Origin of the sequence: Streptomyces sp. NPDC006314 (genome assembly GCF_040613075.1) — a bacterium.
Taxonomy (GTDB): domain Bacteria; phylum Actinomycetota; class Actinomycetes; order Streptomycetales; family Streptomycetaceae; genus Streptomyces.
Map to the genome: position 1 here is coordinate 114,144 of NZ_JBEXRL010000010.1, position 21,270 is coordinate 135,413.

At 67.1% G+C, this 21,270-nt stretch carries 15 protein-coding genes; 6 read left to right on the plus strand and 9 right to left on the minus strand.

The window, feature by feature from the left end:
- Positions 1-78 precede the first annotated feature (78 nt).
- From fusA to rpsL, 3 genes are read right to left on the minus strand one after another with little or no spacing between them, the layout of a single operon-like run.
- A complete protein-coding gene (gene fusA / locus ABZ079_RS20090; RefSeq protein WP_356940767.1) occupies positions 79-2,205 on the minus strand; it encodes an elongation factor G in 2,127 nt (708 codons plus the stop codon).
- 39 nt (positions 2,206-2,244) lie between these two features.
- Positions 2,245-2,715 carry a 30S ribosomal protein S7 gene (gene rpsG, locus ABZ079_RS20095; protein ID WP_003992340.1) on the minus strand — a complete coding sequence of 157 codons (471 nt, stop codon included), beginning with the start codon at positions 2,713-2,715 and terminating at the stop codon, positions 2,245-2,247.
- A gap of 2 nt (positions 2,716-2,717) precedes the next feature.
- Positions 2,718-3,089 carry a 30S ribosomal protein S12 gene (gene rpsL, locus ABZ079_RS20100; protein ID WP_003948652.1) on the minus strand — a complete coding sequence of 124 codons (372 nt, stop codon included), beginning with the start codon at positions 3,087-3,089 and terminating at the stop codon, positions 2,718-2,720.
- 410 nt (positions 3,090-3,499) lie between these two features.
- Between rpsL and ABZ079_RS20105 the strand changes: the two genes are divergently transcribed.
- The 6 genes from ABZ079_RS20105 (at position 3,500) to ABZ079_RS20130 (ending at position 9,873) form a co-directional block, all read left to right on the plus strand.
- Positions 3,500-4,216, plus strand: a complete 717-nt coding sequence (locus ABZ079_RS20105) for a Crp/Fnr family transcriptional regulator (RefSeq protein ID WP_356940768.1) — start codon at positions 3,500-3,502, stop codon at positions 4,214-4,216.
- Between the two features lie 120 nt (positions 4,217-4,336).
- Positions 4,337-5,077, plus strand: a complete 741-nt coding sequence (locus ABZ079_RS20110) for a hypothetical protein (protein WP_356940769.1) — start codon at positions 4,337-4,339, stop codon at positions 5,075-5,077.
- Positions 5,074-7,191, plus strand: coding sequence for a hypothetical protein (locus tag ABZ079_RS20115; RefSeq protein WP_356940770.1), 2,118 nt, complete (start codon positions 5,074-5,076; stop codon positions 7,189-7,191). The genes ABZ079_RS20110 and ABZ079_RS20115 overlap by 4 nt, the downstream gene beginning before the upstream one ends.
- 36 nt (positions 7,192-7,227) lie before the next feature.
- A complete protein-coding gene (locus ABZ079_RS20120; RefSeq protein ID WP_356940771.1) occupies positions 7,228-8,286 on the plus strand; it encodes a hypothetical protein in 1,059 nt (352 codons plus the stop codon).
- On the plus strand, positions 8,283-8,795 hold the full coding sequence (locus ABZ079_RS20125) for a Pycsar system effector family protein (protein WP_356940772.1): 513 nt from the start codon (positions 8,283-8,285) through the stop codon (positions 8,793-8,795). The genes ABZ079_RS20120 and ABZ079_RS20125 overlap by 4 nt, the downstream gene beginning before the upstream one ends.
- Before the next feature lie 43 nt (positions 8,796-8,838).
- Positions 8,839-9,873, plus strand: a complete 1,035-nt coding sequence (locus ABZ079_RS20130; protein WP_356940773.1) for a M48 family metalloprotease — start codon at positions 8,839-8,841, stop codon at positions 9,871-9,873.
- Between the two features lie 57 nt (positions 9,874-9,930).
- Here ABZ079_RS20130 and ABZ079_RS20135 read toward each other — a convergent pair whose 3' ends face one another.
- From ABZ079_RS20135 to rplA, 6 genes are all read right to left on the minus strand, one after another.
- Positions 9,931-13,830: a DNA-directed RNA polymerase subunit beta' gene (locus tag ABZ079_RS20135; protein WP_356940774.1), complete on the minus strand. Its 3,900-nt coding sequence runs from the start codon at positions 13,828-13,830 to the stop codon at positions 9,931-9,933.
- A 97-nt stretch (positions 13,831-13,927) separates the two neighbouring features.
- Positions 13,928-17,413, minus strand: coding sequence for a DNA-directed RNA polymerase subunit beta (gene rpoB, locus ABZ079_RS20140; protein ID WP_356940775.1), 3,486 nt, complete (start codon positions 17,411-17,413; stop codon positions 13,928-13,930).
- Positions 17,414-18,003: 590 nt separating this feature from the next.
- On the minus strand, positions 18,004-18,393 hold the full coding sequence (gene rplL, locus ABZ079_RS20145; protein ID WP_356940776.1) for a 50S ribosomal protein L7/L12: 390 nt from the start codon (positions 18,391-18,393) through the stop codon (positions 18,004-18,006).
- A 117-nt stretch (positions 18,394-18,510) separates the two neighbouring features.
- Positions 18,511-19,041, minus strand: coding sequence for a 50S ribosomal protein L10 (rplJ, locus tag ABZ079_RS20150; RefSeq protein WP_356940777.1), 531 nt, complete (start codon positions 19,039-19,041; stop codon positions 18,511-18,513).
- Between the two features lie 316 nt (positions 19,042-19,357).
- Positions 19,358-20,287, minus strand: coding sequence for a hypothetical protein (locus tag ABZ079_RS20155; protein WP_356940778.1), 930 nt, complete (start codon positions 20,285-20,287; stop codon positions 19,358-19,360).
- Between the two features lie 165 nt (positions 20,288-20,452).
- Entirely contained in the window at positions 20,453-21,178 is a 726-nt protein-coding gene (gene rplA / locus ABZ079_RS20160; protein WP_356940779.1) for a 50S ribosomal protein L1, read from the minus strand.
- Between the last annotated feature and the right edge of the window lie 92 nt (positions 21,179-21,270).

The window sequence follows — 21,270 nt, forward strand, 5'->3', positions numbered from 1 at the left end:
CGGGGCAAACGCTCACGATTGCGGACGTTTGCCCCTTGAGGCTCCGGAGTCAAGCCTACGGCGTGTTAACGCGGTGCGTTACTCGCCCTTGGCCTTCGCGATGATCTCCTCGGCGACGTTCCGCGGAACCTCGGCGTAGGAGTCGAACTGCATCGAGTAGCTTGCGCGACCCGACGTCTTGCTGCGGAGGTCGCCGACGTAGCCGAACATCTCCGACAGGGGCACGAGGCCCTTCACGACGCGGGCACCAGCCCGCTCCTCCATGGCCTGGATCTGACCACGGCGGGAGTTGATGTCGCCGATGACCTCACCCATGTAGTCCTCGGGCGTGGTGACCTCGACGGCCATCATCGGCTCGAGCAGCACGGGGCTGGCCTTGCGCGCGGCCTCCTTGAAGGCCTGCGAACCGGCGATCTTGAAGGCGAGCTCGGAGGAGTCGACCTCGTGGTAGGCGCCGTCGTGGAGGATGACGCGCACGCCGGTCATCTCGTAACCGGCGAGGATGCCGAACTGCATGGCCTCCTGCGCACCGGCGTCGACCGAAGGGATGTACTCCTTCGGGATACGACCACCGGTCACCTTGTTCACGAACTCGTACGAGGTGTCGCCACCCTCGAGCGGCTCGATGCCGATCTGCACCTTCGCGAACTGACCGGTACCACCGGTCTGCTTCTTGTGGGTGTAGTCGACGCGCTCGACGGCCTTGCGGATCGTCTCGCGGTACGCCACCTGCGGCTTGCCGACGTTGGCCTCGACCTTGAACTCACGGCGCATACGGTCGACCAGCACCTCGAGGTGCAGCTCGCCCATGCCACCGATGATGGTCTGGCCGGTCTCCTCGTCCGAGTGGACCTGGAAGGACGGGTCCTCCTCGGCCAGACGCTGGATCGCGACGCCGAGCTTCTCCTGGTCGCCCTTCGACTTGGGCTCGATGGCGACCTGGATGACCGGCGCCGGGAAGTCCATGGACTCCAGGATGACCGGGTTCTTGTCGTCGGACAGCGTCTCACCGGTGGTGGTCTGCTTCAGGCCCATGACGGCGACGATGTCGCCGGCGCCCACCGACTCGATCTCCTCACGCTTGTTGGCGTGCATGCGGTAGATCTTGCCGATGCGCTCCTTCTTGCCCTTGACGGAGTTCAGCACCGAGGTGCCGGACTCCAGGCGGCCCGAGTAGACCCGGACGAAGGTGAGCTTGCCGAGGTGCGGGTCGCTCATGATCTTGAACGCCAGCGCGGACAGCGGCTCGTCGTCGGACGGCTTGCGCTTGACGACCGTCTCCGGGTCCTTGACGTCGTGGCCCTCGATGGCCTCGATGTCGACCGGGGAAGGCAGGTAGCGCACGACCGCGTCGAGCAGGGGCTGGACGCCCTTGTTCTTGAACGCGGTACCGCAGAACACCGGGGTCACGGTGGTGCCGGTGCCCTTGCCGGACGCGATGGTGATACGACGGATCGCGGCGTACAGCTGCTCCTCGGAAGGCTCCTCGCCCTCCAGGTACAGCTCCATGATCTCTTCGTCGTTCTCGGCCACGGCCTCGATCAGCTTGCCGCGGTACTCCTCGGCAGCCTCGGTGTGCGTGGCCGGGATGTCGACGACGTCGTACATCTCGCCCTTGGTGGCCTCGGCGGACCAGACCAGGGCCTTCATCGTCACGAGGTCGACGACGCCCTTGAAGTCGGCCTCGGCACCGATCGGGAGCTGCATGACGATCGGCTGCGCGCCCAGGCGGTCGCTGATCATGTCGACGCAGCGGTGGAACTCGGCACCGGTCCGGTCGAGCTTGTTGACGAAGCAGATACGCGGGACGCCGTAGCGGTCCGCCTGACGCCACACCGTCTCGGACTGCGGCTCAACGCCGGCGACGCCGTCGAACACCGTCACGGCACCGTCGAGCACGCGCAGGGAGCGCTCCACCTCGACGGTGAAGTCGACGTGGCCCGGGGTGTCGATGATGTTGATGGTGTGGTCGACGTCGTTCAGCGGCCAGTGACAGGTGGTGGCAGCAGAGGTGATCGTGATGCCACGCTCCTGCTCCTGCTCCATCCAGTCCATGGTGGCAGCGCCGTCGTGGACCTCACCGATCTTGTAAGACACACCGGTGTAGAACAGGATCCGCTCGGTGGTGGTCGTCTTGCCCGCGTCGATGTGGGCCATGATCCCGATGTTGCGGACCTTGGCCAGGTCAAGTGAAGTGGTAGCCATAAGGCTTCAGTCTTCTCTCGGTCTCGATGTGGGTAGCGACTACCAGCGGTAGTGCGCGAAGGCCTTGTTGGACTCGGCCATCTTGTGCGTGTCCTCGCGCTTCTTCACAGCGGCACCGAGGCCGTTGGAGGCGTCGAGAAGCTCGTTGAGCAGACGCTCGGTCATGGTCTTCTCGCGACGGGCGCGGGAGTAACCGACGAGCCAGCGCAGCGCGAGCGTGTTGGCGCGACCGGGCTTGACCTCGATCGGAACCTGGTACGTCGCACCACCGACACGGCGGGACTTGACCTCGAGGGTCGGCTTGATGTTCTCCAGCGCGCGCTTCAGCGTGATGATCGGGTCGTTGCCCGTCTTCTCACGCAGACCCTCCATGGCGCCGTAGACGATGCGCTCGGCGGTGGAGCGCTTGCCGTTCAGCAGCACCTTGTTGATCAGCGAGGTCACCAGAGGAGAACCGTAGACCGGGTCGATGATGACCGGGCGCTTCGGGGCGGGGCCCTTACGAGGCATTCTTACTTCTCCTTCTTGGCGCCGTAACGGCTGCGAGCCTGCTTGCGGTTCTTGACACCCTGGGTGTCGAGCGAACCGCGGATGATCTTGTAGCGAACACCCGGCAGGTCCTTCACACGGCCGCCGCGCACGAGCACGATGGAGTGCTCCTGCAGGTTGTGTCCCTCACCCGGAATGTAAGCAGTGACCTCGATGCCGCTGGTCAGACGCACACGCGCGACCTTACGCAGGGCCGAGTTCGGCTTCTTCGGGGTGGTCGTGAACACACGCGTGCAGACGCCACGACGCTGAGGGGAACCCTCGAGTGCGGGCGTCTTGTTCTTCTCGACCTTGTCCTGCCGGCCCTTACGGACCAGCTGCTGGATCGTAGGCACTACTTCTCCGGTTTCTGTGTGCCGATAGGTACAGCTAACCTGAAACTTCGCCGACCCACGCGGTCGGGTGTGTCGAATCCCGCAACATCCCGCCGCGAAACGGGAAGGGCGCGGATTACGGTGGCCGGTGACGGCTCGCCATGCGGTTGAAGGCACGCACGAGAGCCAGGGCACACCCCAGGCACAAGGTCTGAGCGTACCTACCGCATTCGCTGCGGTCAAAACAAATGGAACCCACCCGCCTCGCCCTGCGGGTCATGTCAAGCCGGGGTACCCTCCCCGATCTTCGAATCGACGATCGGTTCGGGTAAAACGGCGTGGAACCGGGTGACCGATTACCGCTCTCTCGTGCGAGCGCGTCAAGTACGTTGAGTGATCGCGATGCTACAAGGGCTCAGTCCGGGGGCGGGATGGTCGGTGGGCGGACACGTGCGTGGGACGACGACGGTTTCGACGACGCCGTCCCCTTCCTTGCGAGGCTGGAGAATGAGGACCGGGTCGCCCTGCTCAGCAGCGGGCGGCCGCTGCGCTACCAGGCCCGAGCTGTTCTCATGCATCAGGCCGAGCCCTCCGCGCACGTGCTCCTCGTCCTGCACGGCTGGACAAAGATCACGGCCACCGCGGCCAACGGATACGAGGCCCTCCTCGCCCTGCGTGGCCCCGGCGACATCCTCGGCGAGGGCGCGGCGCTGAGCGGCCGCGGCCGCGCGGCGACCGTGACCGCCCTGGAGCCGGTTGAGGCGATCGTGATCGAGCAGGGCCGGTTCACCGGCTTTCTCGCGGCGAATCCGCGGGTGGCGCTGCAGTTGCTGAGCCTGACCACCGACCGGCAGCGGACGACCGACCGCCGTCGACTTCAATGGGCCGCCCTCACCGTACGCGAACGGCTGGCCGTCCTCCTGCTCGAACTGGTCCGCACCCACGGCAAACGCACCACCGAGGGCATCGAACTCACCATCGGGCTGAGCCAGCACGAGTTCGCCGGCTCGGTCGGCTCCTCCAGAGAGGCTGTGGCCCGGCTCCTCACGGAACTGCGTGCGCGAGAGGTCGTCGTCACCCGCCGTCGGCACATTGTCGTACTGCGCCCCGACGTGTTGCGCCGCATCGTCGGCGAGGGCCCGGCCTGACGCACACCTTCCGGTGTGCTGTCTGCGTACACAGTCACAGTTCTTCCGCGTCATCCGCCCCTCCGCCGCAGGGCCGCGGACCGCCATCGTGCCGGTAAGCGACCAGCACGAGAGGCAAACATGACCGATCCCGTGTACCGCACCATCCTGCTCTTCGACATCGAACAGTTCGGCTCACGTGACGACGTGGAACAGGCGTACCTGCGGCGGGTCCTCTACGACGTCGTCGACGCCACCCTCGTCGCAGCCACCGTGGACGAGACGACGGCCCTGCGCGCGGACCGCGGTGACTCCGTCATGGAACTCATCGACACTCAGGTCTCCGTTCCCGCCCTGGTGAAGACCCTGCTGACCGAGACCCCCTCCCTGCTCCACAGCAAGAACCGCCTGCTCGCCAGCAGCGCCCGGATCCGCCTGCGCATCGTGCTCTCCTCCGGCTATGTCGCCGTGGATGAGCTGGACGGCTGGGTCGGCTCCGACCTCAACCACGCGGTACGCCTCCTCGACTCCGAGGTCCTGCGGGACGCCCTCAAGCAACGGGACGGCGACTGTGTGCTGTGCGTGTCGGACGGCGTCTACGACGGCGTGGTCCGGCACGGACCCCTGGGCGTCCGGCCCGACAACTTCCACCGCGTGACCGTGGACACAAAGGAGGGGCCCACCGTGGCATGGCTGCACGGCACCCCGCCCCGGGCCGGCGAGCCGACCGCTCCCTGCTCGCCTCCGGTAGAGACGGCCGGGGCAGGCACCGGCGCCCCGGTCAGTCACACCAGCATCGCAGGAGACCAGTACGGCGTCAGCGGCGGCACCGTGCACGGCGGTCTCCACTTCGGCCGTCCCGACCGGGGTGGCCTCCGATGAGCCAGGAGACAGCGGCTGCCAGCGCACTGGTCGGGGAACAGCCTCCGCAGGAGGCTGAGCAGAAGCAGGAGGAACAGGAAGAGGCGCCGGAACGGCAACGGCAGGAGGCGTGGGCCGCTCGCAAAGCGCTGATCCAGCACGGCCCGTCGGTCGTCATGTCCTTGGACAGGACCGCCTCCGCGACTCAAGTCGCCCGCGACCAGTTCGGCGTCAGTGGCGGCACGGTCCACGGGGACGTGAACAACTACTACGGCGGGCCCGCCGAGCACCCCGAGCACCTCTCCGGTGTGGTCCGCCCGGAAGAGATCACGAAGCTGGCGGACGTCTTCCGCGGCTGCCCGAGCTTCGAGGAGGCACTCGCCCGGCTCCGCGCTGACAAGGTTGTGATCCTTTCGGGCGGGCGGGACACCGGCCGCCGCTCCGCCGCGCTGATGCTGCTGCACCGTGTGTCCGGCGGCACGGTGCGCAGTCTCATCCAGCCGCGCTCGCTGTCCGCGCTGCTCGACCAGCTGGACCGCGCGGACGGATATCTCCTGGTGAACTTCGCCGTCGGCCGGAGCAAGCCCTTGCGTGAACCCCATATGCTCGGTCTCCGTGAGCGGCTGGAGCGCTCCGGCGGCCACCTCGTCATCACGGTCGAACCGTCAGCAGCCCTGGACGACATCCCCTTCGTGCGGTGGGAGCCGCCTCGCACCGAGGAGATGCTGCAGGCACACCTCACCCCTCATGTCGGGGACGCGGGGTGGCAGGAGCTGTGCGGGCTGGGGCGGGTGAAGGAGTTCCTCGCCGGACAGCACCAGCCGGCCGCGATCGAGGAGTTCGCCCAGCGGCTCATCGCCGTACGCCGCGGTGAAGCCGATGAGCAGACTCTCGCCGCCTACAGCGAGCAGGCCATCGAGGCACAGGTTTCCCGCTGGCTCACCGACGAGCAGCGGCAGCTGCTCGACAAGGCGTTCCTGATCTCGCTCGCCGTCTTCGACAAGGCTCCCTACGCGGTCGCCGCCGAGCTCGGCGATGTGCTCTACACCCGACTGCAGCAAACGGCCGACCCTCGCGAGCGACCGGTCATCCCGGTCTTCGGCGTCTCCCGTGAGGACCGGCTCGCACTCGCCCACGCCCACGGCTACCACGGTACGGAGGTCACCGAGTGGGGCGTCGTCAGCCAGTTCATCGCCGAGTTCCGCGAGGAACGCATGGCCGGAACGCTGCTGGAGGCGGTGTGGAACCTGCATCCCTCCGCCCGGCCCGCTCTCGTCGAGTGGATCAGCCGACTCGCGGACGACGGCCGCCCCCTGGTACGCACACGGGCGGCTGCGGCGACCGCACGGCTTGCCGCCGCTGATTTCTCGTCGGCCATGGCCCACCTCATCGAACCTTGGGCGGACGACCAGGTTCCCGACTCCTGGCTGACCGCCGCGAACGCCCTCACCTTGGCGCACCTGCTGGAGGTCCGGACCGTCCTCCCGCTCCTGCGGGCCTGGTGCACCGGAGAGGTAGAGAGCCGCCGCTGGACGGCCATCCGCGCGTACGGCCTCCTCGGGCCCGTTGTGCCCGAGGAAACGCTGAACGTTCTCCTGGACACCGTCCGGCAACAGCCTGACCCGGTCGACGAGAAGGATGAACTCACGGAAGCCGGCCATCAGTTCGCGGACGCCCTCGAACTGCTGCTTCTCGCGGTGCGTGAGCCCGTGCTGAGCGTGCTCTCCGAACGCCTCGGGCACGAACGCACGGTACGCAGCTACGCGGTCCACGCCTTCCTGCATGCCTGCGAGCAGACCGAGGAGCCCGACGACCGCCCGCTGGTCCTCCACTGGTACGCACAGGCCCTCGCCACCGACGACCTGGCCACCGCACGGCACCTCGCCGCCTTCTGGAAGGCAATGCTTGCCGACCGTACGTGCAGCGGCCACGCCCTGAAGACGTTGGCGGGCTGGGTGCGCAGGGCGGACGGTGAACCGGAGACCGAGTCGGCTCTGGCCTCCCTTCTTCCGGCCATCACCGCCGAGCCGCCCAACGACCGCCGCGTCGGCCACCTTTTGCGCACCCTGCGTGACTCACGGGTGTCGCCCTCGACGGCCGCCGCACGGTTGCTGGACCACCTGTCCCACCCCTGACGACCGAGGTGGCCACCCGAGCACAGGAGACCGATCATGGAAGAGAAAACCTCCGCATCGACACCCCCCATCGCCGTCGAGCCGACGGAGCCCGGCACGGAGCCGCTTGACTGGTTCCGGCAGCAGCCCGACCACCCTGCCCCCGGACGGCTGGACGCCGACCCCGTCCGTACCGTCTGGCAGCTGCCACGCTTCCGTCTCGGCAGGCGGCGCTTCAGCGGTCGTATCGACCACGCCCTGGTCTGTGTCACCCGCACCGGTGGGTACGAAACCTATCTCCCGCCCGACCGGCCCACGTCCGTGCGGCGCTATGTCGCCCTGTACGAGGTGGACACCGATCCGCACAGCTTCCGGCTGCGAGTGCCCCTGCCCAGCCTGATCGACACTTTCGAGTTCGAGGCCACCACCGATGTGACCTGGCGCGTCATCGACCCCAAGTCATTCGTCAGAAGTCAGGAGCGGGACGTACCCGGCCTCGTCACCCGTGAACTGCTCCCGTTGCTGCGGTCCGCCTCCCGTGGGCACCGCATCGAGGCCAGCGCCGAGGCCGAACAGTCAGTGCAGCAGCGGGTGGACGACCAGGTCTCGTCGATCGGCGCCCACCAGGGGCTACGAGTCGAGTGCATCCTACGACTGCGGCGGGACACAGCCGAGCGGTCCCATCAGGCCAGGCTGCGCACCGCCCGGCACGAGATTGAGGCCGTGGGACCGGAACATGAGGCATCCCTGCTGCGCGAACGGTGCGAGGCCGAGCGCCGGGCCGAGCGGATCGCGTTCTACGAGCGTCAACTGACCAGGGGCGGTATTGCCGCGCTGGCCCTGCACCTGGCCGCCCATCCCGATGACACCCCACTGATGCTGACGCATCTCAGCGATGAGAAGGCGAAGCTGGTGGAGAACCAGCTGCATCTGATCGACCAGGTCATGGAGAGCAACCGGCTGGAGGACTACCAGCTGGAGGTGCCCCATCATCTGATCGCCGAGCGGATGACGGCCCTGCTGCGGGCCACGGCTTCTTTCGAGCAGGCCGCCGGGACACCGGTGGAACTTGTGAAGCCCACGCAGACCGAGGACCGGACAGGGGCGGGCGCATGACGCCCACGCCCTCCGTCTGGGACAGCCCGCAGGTGCAGGCGGGCGCTCGGCTGCTCGCCGACCTACGCATCGAGATCACCCGCGCGGACACCAAAGCCGCCGTACTCGTCGGTGTGCTCGGCCTGACGAGCGGTGTGCTCGCCGTGCTGCCGGCCGGGCGTGGCCACCGGGCGCCGCCGTCGGCCGCCGCCCTGTTGTGGTGGGTGGGCGCGGGGTGCCTGGTCGTCTCACTCTTCGCGCTGCTCCTCGCGGTCGTCCCCCGCTACGGCAGCAATCGCTGGGAGCCGGGCCGGCCACTCACCTACTTCGGAGACATCCAGCGCGCCGCGCGAACCGGTGAGCTCACCGCGGCGCTGACGGACACCGGTCGGGATCCCTTCGCCGCACTGCTCCTCGCCCTCACCGAGGCCAGCCGTATCGCGGCACGCAAACACCTATGGATCCGTACCGGCCTGATCGCCTTCGCCTGTGCCGCACTCCTGTTGCCCGGCTCACTGCTCGTCGTCTGAAGCGGCCATATGCCGCGCCCGTCAGCCGTCGGAAGGAAGTGCCATGACCGTTCCCCGCGAGGCGCAGAAGCCCGTGCCCCCCTCATCCGGCGGGTCCGGCACCGCATCCGCATCCGCATCCGCATCCGATGCGAACGACGAATCCCCGTTCCGTACCGGCCGTGTCCACATCGCCGCACGTCAGCGCCGCACCGACGTCACGGCTCTCGTAGGGCTGGCCCTGCACCTGCCCCACGTCCTCGCCAGCCTCACCGTGATCTACGTGGCTTCATACACCGTCGATGCCGTGGGCGGCCCGCCCTGGTGGGTACCACTCGGTGGCTGGGCGCTCAGCGGCATCCTTGCCTTCCACCGCCCGAGCGAGCGCCTCATAGCCCGCTGGTTGTTCCGCTTGCGCCACCCCACGCCTCAGGAGGACCGCGCCCTGCGGGCTGTCTGGCGTGAGGTCACCGCCCGTGCCGGAGTGGACGGCAGTGTCTATCAACTGTGGGTCGAGGACAGCCACGAGATCAACGCCATGGCGACGGCCGGCCACATCGTCGGCGTGACCAGTCGCTCCCTGAGGACGCTCCCACCCTCCCAGCTCGCCGGTGTGCTCGCCCACGAGCTGGGCCATCACACACGAGGACACGCATGGGCGACCCTCCTGGCCTTCTGGTACGCGCTGCCCTGCCGACTCGCCTGGCGTGTGCTGCGGCGGCTGGTCACGCGCGTCGATCGCATGCCGAGACGGATAATGATTCTCACGGTGGGCTTGCTGGGAGCGACCGTGATCGCGCTGGCCACCGCGACCTACGGGCTGATATTCCTGCCCCTGGCCACGCCATATCTGGCGGCAGCCGTCTCCCGCCGCTCCGAACTGCGGGCCGACGAGCACGCTGCAGGTCTGGGTTTCGCCTCGCAGCTCATGACAGTGCTCAGCGACGAGCACGACCGTAAGAACAGGCACCGCGCCGATCGCCCGGTGCTCGGCATCCCGCCCGGAAAAGAATCGATCACCGCGCGGTTGCTCGACTCCTGCCCCGACGTCCACACCCGCCTCCACCACCTACAGGCCCATCTGGACAAACGAGCCTGACATGCCCAAGGGCGGCCACCCCAACGGGGTGGCCGCCCTTCGACTCAAGCTGCCCGCTTACTGGTTGTACGGACCGTAGTCGTAGTCCTCCAGCGGAACGGCCTGGCCGGAGCCGGTGCCGAACGGCGAGTAGTCGATGTCGTCGTAGCCGACGGCCGAGTACATCGCGGCCTTGGCCTCCTCGGTCGGCTCGACCCGGATGTTGCGGTAGCGGGACAGACCCGTACCGGCCGGGATGAGCTTACCGATGATGACGTTCTCCTTGAGGCCGATGAGGCTGTCGGACTTGGCGTTGATCGCCGCGTCCGTCAGAACTCGGGTCGTCTCCTGGAAGGAGGCGGCCGACAGCCAGGACTCCGTCGCCAGCGAGGCCTTGGTGATACCCATCAGCTGCGGACGACCGGAGGCCGGGTGACCGCCCTCCTGGACCACACGACGGTTCTCGGTCTCGAACTTCGAGCGCTCGACCAGCTCGCCGGGCAGCAGCTCGGCGTCGCCGGACTCGATGATCGTCACGCGGCGGAGCATCTGCCGGATGATGATCTCGATGTGCTTGTCGTGGATCGACACACCCTGCGAGTTGTACACCTTCTGGACCTCGCCGACCAGGTGGACCTGGACGGCGCGCTGACCCAGGATGCGCAGCACGTCGTGCGGGTTGGTGGCACCCACGGTGAGCTGCTGGCCCACCTCGACGTGGTCGCCCTCGCGGACCAGGACCTTGGCGCGCTTCGAGATCGGGTACGCCGTCTCGTCGCTGCCGTCGTCCGGGGTGACGACGATCTTCTTGGTCTTCTCGGTCTCCTCGATACGGACGCGGCCGGAGGCCTCCGAGATCGGGGCGACACCCTTGGGCGTACGGGCCTCGAAGAGCTCGACGACACGGGGCAGACCCTGGGTGATGTCGTCACCGGCCACACCACCGGTGTGGAAGGTACGCATCGTCAGCTGGGTACCGGGCTCACCGATGGACTGGGCGGCGATGATGCCGACCGCCTCACCGATGTCGACCAGCTTGCCGGTGGCCAGCGAACGGCCGTAGCACATCGCGCAGGTACCGACGGCGGACTCGCAGGTCAGGACCGAACGGGTCTTGACCTCCTCGACGCCACGGCCGACGAGCTCCTCGATGAGGACGTCGCCCAGGTCGGTGCCGGCCGGGGCCAGCACCTGGCCGTCGACCACGATGTCCTCGGCGAGGCAGCGCGCGTACACGGACGTCTCGACGTCGTCCGTCTTGCGCAGCACGCCGTCCGCACCCCGCTCCGCGATCTTGAGCTTGAGGCCACGGTCGGTGCCGCAGTCCTCCTCGCGGATGATGACGTCCTGGGAGACGTCGACCAGACGACGGGTGAGGTAACCCGAGTCGGCGGTACGCAGAGCGGTGTCCGCCAGACCCTTACGGGCACCGTGGGTGGAGATGAAGTACTCCAGCACGGACAGGCCCTCACGGAAGGACGCCTTGATCGGACGCGGGATCGTCTCGTTCTTCGCGTTCGACACCAGACCACGCATACCGGCGATCTGCCGCATCTGCATCATGTTTCCTCGGGCACCCGAGTCAACCATCATGAAGATGGGGTTGGTCTTGGGGAAGTTCTCGTTCATCGCCTCGGCGACCTCGTTGGTCGCCTTGGTCCAGATCGCGATGAGCTCCTGCGTGCGCTCTTCCTTGGTGATCAGACCGCGCTCGTACTGCTTCTGGACCTTCTCGTCCTGCGCCTCGTACCCGCGGACGATCTCCTTCTTCGCCTCGGGAACGACGACGTCGGAGATGGCCACGGTGACACCGGAACGGGTCGCCCAGTAGAAGCCGGCCGCCTTCAGGTTGTCGAGCGTCGCCGCCACGATGACCTTGGGGTAGCGCTCGGCCAGGTCGTTGACGATCTCGGAGAGCTGCTTCTTGCCCACCGAGTAGTCGACGAACGGGTAGTCCTCGGGCAGCAGCTCGTTGAAGAGCGCGCGGCCCAGGGTCGTGCGCAGGCGGAACGAGTCACCCTGCTGCCACTCGGGCTCGCCCTCCTCGCGCGCCGGCGGGGTCCAGCCGCGCGGCGGGATGGTGCCCACCGGGAAGCGGATGTCGATCGGCGACTGCAGCGCGAGCTCGCCGGCGTCGAACGCCATGATCGCCTCGGCCGTGGAGCCGAACGCGCGGCCCTCGCCCTTGGTGTCACGCAGCTCGCCGTCGGTGGTGAGGAAGAACAGACCGAGGACCATGTCCTGGGTCGGCATCGTCACCGGACGGCCGTCGGCCGGCTTGAGGATGTTGTTCGAGGACAGCATCAGGATGCGGGCCTCGGCCTGCGCCTCCGCGGACAGCGGCAGGTGCACGGCCATCTGGTCACCGTCGAAGTCCGCGTTGAACGCGGTGCAGACGAGCGGGTGGATCTGGATGGCCTTGCCCTCGACCAGCTGCGGCTCGAAGGCCTGGATGCCGAGGCGGTGCAGGGTGGGAGCACGGTTCAGCAGCACCGGGTGCTCGGCGATGACCTCTTCGAGGACGTCGTACACGACCGTGCGGCCGCGCTCCACCATGCGCTTGGCGCTCTTGATGTTCTGCGCGTGGTTCAGGTCGACCAGACGCTTCATCACGAACGGCTTGAACAGCTCCAGCGCCATGGCCTTGGGCAGACCGCACTGGTGCAGCTTCAGCTGCGGGCCGACGACGATGACGGAACGCGCCGAGTAGTCGACTCGCTTACCGAGCAGGTTCTGACGGAATCGACCCTGCTTGCCCTTCAGCATGTCGCTGAGGGACTTCAGCGGGCGGTTGCCCGGACCGGTGACCGGGCGGCCGCGACGACCGTTGTCGAAGAGGGCGTCAACAGCCTCCTGAAGCATGCGCTTCTCGTTGTTGACGATGATCTCCGGGGCACCGAGGTCCAGGAGCCGCTTCAGACGGTTGTTGCGGTTGATCACACGGCGGTACAGGTCGTTCAGGTCGGAGGTCGCGAAGCGGCCACCGTCCAGCTGCACCATCGGACGCAGGTCCGGCGGGATGACCGGCACGCAGTCGAGCACCATGCCCTTGGGGCTGTTGCTGGTCTGCAGGAACGCGGAGACGACCTTCAGGCGCTTGAGCGCACGGGTCTTCTTCTGGCCCTTGCCGGTACGGATGATCTCGCGGAGGCGCTCGGCCTCCTCATCGAGGTCGAAGGACTCCAGGCGCTTCTGCAGCGCCGCGGCACCCATCGAGCCGTCGAAGTACGTGCCGAAGCGGTCCCGCAGCTCGCGGTAGAGCAGCTCGTCGCCCTCGAGGTCCTGGACCTTGAGGTTCTTGAACCGGTTCCACACCTCGTCGAGGCGGTCGATCTCGCGCTGCGCGCGGTCGCGCAGCTGCTTCATCTCGCGCTCGGCACCCTCGCGCACCTTGCGGCGCACGTCGGCCTTGGCGCCCTCGGCCTCCAGCTCGGCCAGGTCGGTCTCGAGCTTCTTGGCGCGGGCCTCCAGGTCGGCGTCCCGGCGGTTCTCGATCTGCTGCCGCTCGACCGAGACGTGCGCCTCCAGGGAGGGCAGGTCGCGGGTACGGCGCTCCTCGTCGACGTACGTGATCATGTACGCCGCGAAGTAGATGACCTTCTCGAGGTCCTTGGGAGCCAGGTCGAGCAGGTAGCCCAGACGGCTCGGGACACCCTTGAAGTACCAGATGTGCGTGACGGGCGCGGCGAGCTCGATGTGGCCCATCCGCTCACGGCGCACCTTGGCGCGCGTGACCTCGACGCCACAGCGCTCGCAGATGATGCCCTTGAAGCGGACGCGCTTGTACTTGCCGCAGTAGCACTCCCAGTCCCGGGTCGGACCGAAGATCTTCTCGCAGAAGAGTCCGTCCTTCTCGGGCTTCAGGGTGCGGTAGTTGATGGTCTCGGGCTTCTTGACCTCGCCGTGGCTCCACTGACGGATGTCGTCAGCGGTGGCCAGGCCGATCCGGAGCTCGTCGAAGAAGTTGACGTCGAGCACTATGCGTCAATCCCTCTCAGGGTCGAAAGTCTGTGGTCTGAAACGGGGGCCTGGGGGTCGGCGGGGCCCTGTGGGTGAGGGCCCCGCCGGACTCCCGTCAGACCTCTTCGACGCTGCTCGGCTCGCGCCGGGACAGGTCGATACCGAGCTCCTCCGCAGCGCGGAAGACGTCCTCGTCGGTGTCGCGCATCTCGATGGACATACCGTCGCTGGACAGCACCTCCACGTTCAGGCAGAGCGACTGCATCTCCTTGATGAGCACCTTGAAGGACTCGGGGATGCCGGGCTCGGGGATGTTCTCGCCCTTGACGATGGCCTCGTAGACCTTCACGCGGCCGGTGACGTCGTCGGACTTGATGGTCAGCAGCTCCTGGAGGGCGTACGCGGCGCCGTAGGCCTCGAGGGCCCACACCTCCATCTCACCGAACCGCTGGCCACCGAACTGGGCCTTACCACCCAGCGGCTGCTGGGTGATCATGGAGTACGGACCGGTCGAACGGGCGTGCAGCTTGTCGTCGACCAGGTGGTGCAGCTTCAGGATGTACATGTAGCCGACCGAGATCGGGTCCGGGAACGGCTCACCGCTGCGGCCGTCGAACAGCCGCGCCTTGCCGGACGGGAGCACCATGCGCTCGCCGTCGCGGTTCGGGATGGTGTGCTGCAGCAGACCCGCCAGCTCGTCCTCACGCGCACCGTCGAACACCGGGGTGGCGACGTTGGTGCCGGGGGCCACCTGGTCGGCGCCGATGACCTGCAGGCGCTGCGCCCACTCGTCGGCGAGACCGGAGACGTCCCAGCCGCGGCTGGCGAGCCAGCCGAGGTGGATCTCCAGGACCTGTCCCGGGTTCATTCGGGACGGCACACCCAGCGGGTTGAGGATGATGTCGACCGGCGTTCCGTCCTCGAGGAACGGCATGTCCTCGATGGGCAGGATCTTCGAGATGACACCCTTGTTGCCGTGACGGCCGGCGAGCTTGTCACCGTCGGTGATCTTGCGCTTCTGCGCGACGTACACGCGCACCAGCTGGTTCACACCGGGGGGAAGCTCGTCGCCCTCCTCGCGGTCGAAGACGCGGACGCCGATGACCTTGCCGATCTCGCCGTGCGGCACCTTCAGCGAGGTGTCACGGACCTCTCGGGCCTTCTCGCCGAAGATCGCGCGCAGCAGGCGCTCCTCCGGCGTCAGCTCGGTCTCACCCTTGGGCGTGACCTTGCCGACGAGGATGTCGCCGGCGACGACCTCGGCACCGATACGGATGATGCCGCGCTCGTCGAGGTCGGCGAGGACCTCCTCGGAGACGTTCGGGATGTCCCGGGTGATCTCCTCGGGGCCGAGCTTGGTGTCACGGGCGTCGACCTCGTGCTCCTCGATGTGGATCGAGGAGAGGACGTCGTCCTGCACGAGGCGCTGCGACAGGATGATCGCGTCCTCGTAGTTGTGACCCTCCCACGGCATGAACGCCACGAGCAGGTTCTTGCCCAGCGCCATCTCGCCGTTCTCGGTGGCCGGACCATCGGCGAGGACCTGGCCCTCGATGATGCGGTCGCCCTCGTTGACGATGACCTTCTGGTTGACCGAGGTGCCCTGGTTGGAGCGGGCGAACTTGGCCAGGCGGTACGTGATGTACGTGCCGTCGTCGTTGGCGGTGGTGATGTAGTCCGCGGAGACCTCCTGGACCACACCGGCCTTCTCGGCCTTGACGACGTCGCCGGCGTCGACGGCGGAGCGGTACTCCATGCCGGTACCGACGAGCGGGGCCTCCGACTTAATCAGCGGAACGGCCTGGCGCATCATGTTCGCGCCCATGAGGGCACGGTTGGCGTCGTCGTGCTCGAGGAAGGGGATCATGGCGGTCGCGACCGACACCATCTGGCGCGGCGAGACGTCCATGTAGTCCACGTCCTCGGGACCGACGTAGTCGACCTCGCCGCCACGGCGGCGGACCAGCACGCGGGCCTCGGCGAACCGGAGCTCGTCGTTCAGCGGCGCGTTGGCCTGCGCGATGACGAAGCGGTCCTCCTCGTCGGCGGTCAGGTAGTCGACCTCGTCGGTGACCTGGCCGTCGACGACCTTGCGGTACGGCGTCTCGATGAAGCCGAACGCGTTGACCCGGCCGTAGGAGGCCAGCGAGCCGATCAGACCGATGTTCGGGCCTTCCGGCGTCTCGATCGGGCACATGCGGCCGTAGTGCGAGGGGTGCACGTCACGGACCTCGAAGCCGGCCCGCTCACGGGAGAGACCACCCGGGCCGAGCGCGTTGAGACGACGCTTGTGCGTCAGACCCGACAGCGGGTTGTTCTGGTCCATGAACTGGGACAGCTGGCTGGTGCCGAAGAACTCCTTGATGGAGGCGACGACCGGCCGGATGTTGATCAGGGTCTGCGGCGTGATCGCCTCGACGTCCTGGGTGGTCATGCGCTCGCGCACGACGCGCTCCATACGGGCGAGACCCGTACGGACCTGGTTCTGGATCAGCTCACCGACGCTGCGGATACGGCGGTTGCCGAAGTGGTCGATGTCGTCGGTCTCGACCATGATCGAGCGACCGGACTCGCCGAGCGTCTCGGTCTCACCGGCGTGCAGCTTCACCAGGTACTTGATAGTGGCGATGATGTCGTCGGTGGTGAGCACGCCGGCATCCAGCGGCTCGTCCGCGCCGAGCTTCTTGTTCACCTTGTAGCGGCCGACCTTCGCCAGGTCGTAGCGCTTGGGGTTGAAGTAAAGGTTCTCAAGGAGCGTCTGCGCGGCCTCACGCGTGGGGGGCTCGCCCGGACGCAGCTTGCGGTAGATGTCGAGCAGCGCGTCGTCCTGGCCCTGGGTGTGGTCCTTCTCCAGGGTGGCGCGCATCGACTCGTAGTCGCCGAACTCCTCGAGGATCTGCTCGGTGGTCCAGCCGAGCGCCTTCAGTAGCACGGTGACCGACTGCTTGCGCTTGCGGTCGATACGCACACCGACCATGTCGCGCTTGTCGATCTCCATCTCCAGCCAGGCACCCCGGGACGGGATGATCTTGGCGGAGAAGATGTCCTTGTCGGACGTCTTGTCGATGGTGGAATCGAAGTAGACACCGGGGGAACGGACCAGCTGAGACACAACGACACGCTCGGTGCCGTTGATGACGAAGGTGCCCTTGTTCGTCATGAGCGGGAAGTCGCCCATGAAGACGGTCTGGGACTTGATCTCACCGGTCTCGTTATTGGTGAACTCGGCGGTGACGAAGAGCGGAGCGGCGTACGTGAAGTCGCGGTCCTTGCACTCGTCGATCGAGTTCTTCGGCGGCTCGAAGCGGTGGTCCCGGAACGTCAGCGACATCGACCCGGAGAAGTCCTCGATCGGGGAGATCTCCTCGAAGATCTCCTCCAGACCGGACTTGGTGGGGACGTCCTGACCGTTCTCCAGAGCCTCCTCGACCCGAGTCTGCCAGGCGGTGTTGCCGAGCAGCCAGTCGAAGCTCTCGGTCTGCAGCGCGAGCAGGTTCGGAACCTCGAGAGGCTCCTTGATCTTTGCAAAGGAAATGCGCAGCGGGGCGGTGCTGGCGCCGTTGTTCGTATTCGCGGTCGAGGCATTGCGCGAGGCGGCCAAGAGGGGGTCCTTCCGAGGGCTCGGACTCACTACGCGCGTACCGGCCCCTCCCCCATGCACAGAGACAGAAACCCCAGGTCAAGGGAGCTTTGTCATCGATGCTCGAGTGAGGGCAGACCCCTGGTGACGGGCAGGGGACAGCTAACAGGCAGCGCAAAGGGTCAGTGTAGCCACTCGGCACACTGATGTCCAGCGCGGGTTGTTCGAGACCCTCGTAGTGCTCACCGCTCTTGTCAACGCCCTCGGCATGCTGCCCTCAACGCACGTTGATACTGCCCTCTTCGTCGCCGATCCATGCCTCGGATTCGGATCCTTGTGACGACGCGTCCTGAGAATTGCGCGCTGCGTGCGGTTCGTCAAGGCCCCTCAGTCCAAACGAGACTGGCCGGAGACGCAACGAAGATCACCATACCCCTCGTCGTCGCGAGTGCAAGGCAACCGAGTCGGTCCTCCGGATACGCCGAAGAGCGACCACCCGGATGGATGATCGCTCTTCGGTGCGTTCGCGTTACAGCCCTAGGAGGCGTCGTTCACCGTGCCCACTGGGGCCGCACTCGGCGTGCAGCCGGGTTCGAGGAACCCGGAAGGTCTTACTTGACCTCGACGGAGGCGCCGGCGCCCTTGAGGGCCTCGGCGGCCTTGTCGGCGGCTTCCTTGTTGACCTTCTCGAGGACCGGCTTCGGGGTGCCGTCGACGAGGTCCTTGGCCTCCTTCAGACCCAGCGAGGTCAGCTCGCGCACGACCTTGATGACCTGGATCTTCTTCTCGCCGGCGCCGGTGAGGATGACGTCGAACTCGTCCTTCTCCTCCTCGGCCTCGGCGGCGGCGCCACCAGCGGCACCACCGGCGACGACGACCGGCGCGGCAGCGGCGGCGGTGACGTCGAACTTCTCCTCGAAGGCCTTCACGAACTCGGAGAGCTCGATGAGGGTCATCTCCTCGAACTGGGCAAGCAGCTCGTCCTGGGTGAGCTTCGCCATGATGGCGGTCCTTCCACTCAATCGGCGGGTGCCGGGATGTACTGGGTGAGGCGGGCGTACGTCGGCCCGCTGAGACCCTCGCCGCGTCATGCGGCCAGGATCAGAAAGCGAGCCGAATTACTCGGCACCGCCCTGCTCGGCCTGCTTGGCACGGAGCGCGTCCACGGTGCGGACGAGCTTCGACGGCAGCGCCTGGAAGACGGAGGCAGCCTGGGACTGCTTCGCCTTGAAGGCACCGGCCAGCTTGCTGAGCAGAACCTCGCGGGACTCGAGGTCCGCAAGCTTCTTGATCTCGTCGGCGGACAGCGCCTTGCCGTCAAGGACACCGCCCTTGATGACGAGATTCGGGTTGTCCTTGGCGAAGTCACGGAGACCCTTCGCCGACTCCACCGGGTCACCGGTGACGAAGGCGACAGCCGTCGGACCGTTGAACAGGTCGTCCAGCGTCGTGATCCCGGCCTCGTTGGCCGCAATCTTGGTCAGCGTGTTCTTCACCACGGCGTACTGGGCGTTCTCACCGAGCGACCGGCGCAGCGTCTTGAGCTGCGCCACGGTGAGACCGCGGTACTCGGTCAGCACGGCAGCGTTGGAGTTGCGGAACTGCTCCGTCAACTCGGCCACTGCGGCAGCCTTGTCGGGCCTCGCCATAGAGCCTCGGCCTCCTTCCGGGTGATTCTGACCGCGCGGACCCGAAGGAGGACTGGGGAAAACGAAACGCCCCGGCGCAGGCGCACGGGGCGGACTCGACCGGCCGCACACGCGATAGTGCGTATGCACCGGGAGTTCTTCCACTGACACCTGCGCGGGTCGTCCACTTTGCAGCGGATCCTTCGGCCACCGCACACTCATTCGAGTGCACGGCAACGACCAGCGGTCTTTGGCTTCTGTAGGAGAGTACGGGACCGGGGCGCTGTCGAGCAAATCGGGCCGTACAGCCCGCCCCGGTCCCGCTGCGTCGCTGGACTCAGGAGCCGGTGCCGGTGCCGGCGCCAGTGCCGGTGCCGCCCGCCACCGTGCCGCCGGACTTCAGCAGGTCGGCGAAGTCCTTGGTGTCACCGGCCGGCGGCGCCTCGGCGGTGACCTTCACGCCGTAGTCGCTGTAGTACGTGGTGTTGGTCATGGTGCCGTTGGCGGTGTCCGCCTTCTCGGTCTTCTTGACCAGCAGGTTCTCGTCGTTGATCCAGATGTCGACGGTGTCCGTGGTGACGCCCGCCTGGCTGAGCTGCTTCTTCAGGGCCGCCAGCTGGTCGGCGCCGAGGTTGCTGCTCTTGCCCGCGAGGTCGGCGACGTCCACCCTGCCCGAGTAGTGCGTGGTGTGGGCGCCGGAGACGGTCTCCTCGCCGACCTTCTTGACGTCGCCGGAGGCAAGCAGCATCTTCACGGACTGGTTCGGCGTGGCGGTCTGGATCTGGTCCTTCATGTACGAACCGGAGGCGCCGCCGAGCTTGGCGAGGTCGTCGTACGAGTACTTGAGCCAGTGCTTGCCGCCCGTCTGCTGGGCGTAGGTGTCGCTCATGTGCGCGTAGTAGGCGTCCGGCAGATACCGGGCCTCCATCGACGCCGTACCCGCCTTGCGCATCATCTCGGCGATCTGGCCGCCGGTGTAGGTGATGGTGAGGTTGCCCTTGAGGCCGTGACCCCAGGTGAGGGCGCCGTTGGCCGTCATCGCCATGAGGTCGCCCATGGACGTGCTGGAGCGCACCTTGGCCGAGTCGGCCTTGTCGGTGGACTTCTCGGCGGAACGCAGGGCCGCGATGGGGCTGACGTGTATCGCGCCCCCGCCGGCCGCCTTGCCGCCCTTGTCGCCGTCCTGGGAGCCGCAGGCGGCCACACCCGTCAGCGCGGCGACCACCGCGATCGAGAGGCCCATCCGGCGCGCGGTCGTGCTCTTCATGTCGTCCCACCCCTATGCGAGTCCTGTGCCTGCACCGTAACCCAGGCCACTGACAGTCGTACGAAAGGTCGCACAAAGAAAGGACGGGCCCCGCACCTGGAAGGTTGCAGGGCCCGCCCTCTAGTTACGCGTACCTGACGCGGCTGCCGGGGGTGAGCGGAAGGCTCAGACGGCGGCCGGGTCCTCCTCGACGAGGAGGTTGCGGGTGCGGTTCGGGTCGACCGGGATGCCGGGGCCCATCGTGGTGGCGATGGCGGCCTTCTTGATGTAGCGACCCTTGGCGGCGGACGGCTTCAGACGGAGGATCTCCTCCAGCGCGGCGCCGTAGTTCTCCACCAGCTTGCTGTCGTCGAACGACACCTTGCCGATGATGAAGTGCAGGTTCGAGTGCTTGTCGACGCGGAACTCGATCTTGCCGCCCTTGATGTCGGTGACGGCCTTGACCACGTCGGGGGTGACGGTGCCGGTCTTCGGGTTCGGCATCAGACCACGCGGGCCCAGGACACGGCCGAGGCGGCCGACCTTGCCCATGAGGTCCGGGGTGGCGACGACCGCGTCGAAGTCCAGACGGCCCTTCGCCACCTCGTCGATCAGCTCGTCGGCACCGACGATGTCGGCGCCCGCGGCACGCGCGGCCTCGGCACGGTCACCGGTCGCGAAGACCAGGACCCGGGCGGTCTTACCGGTGCCGTGCGGAAGGTTCACGGTGCCACGGACCATCTGGTCGGCCTTGCGCGGGTCGACACCCAGACGGAAGGCGACCTCGACGGTGCCGTCGAACTTGGTCGTGGAGGTCTCCTTGGCGAGACGGACGGCCTCGAGCGGGGCGTACAGCTTCTCCCGGTCGATCTTGGCGTCCGCAGCGCGGAGAGCCTTGCTGCGCTTGCTCACAACTGCTCCTGTGTGTTCTGAAAGGAGTCGTGGTACGGGCCGAGCAGGCCCTGCCACGTGCGACCGGCTACGGCCGCATGACTGCTAGGGGT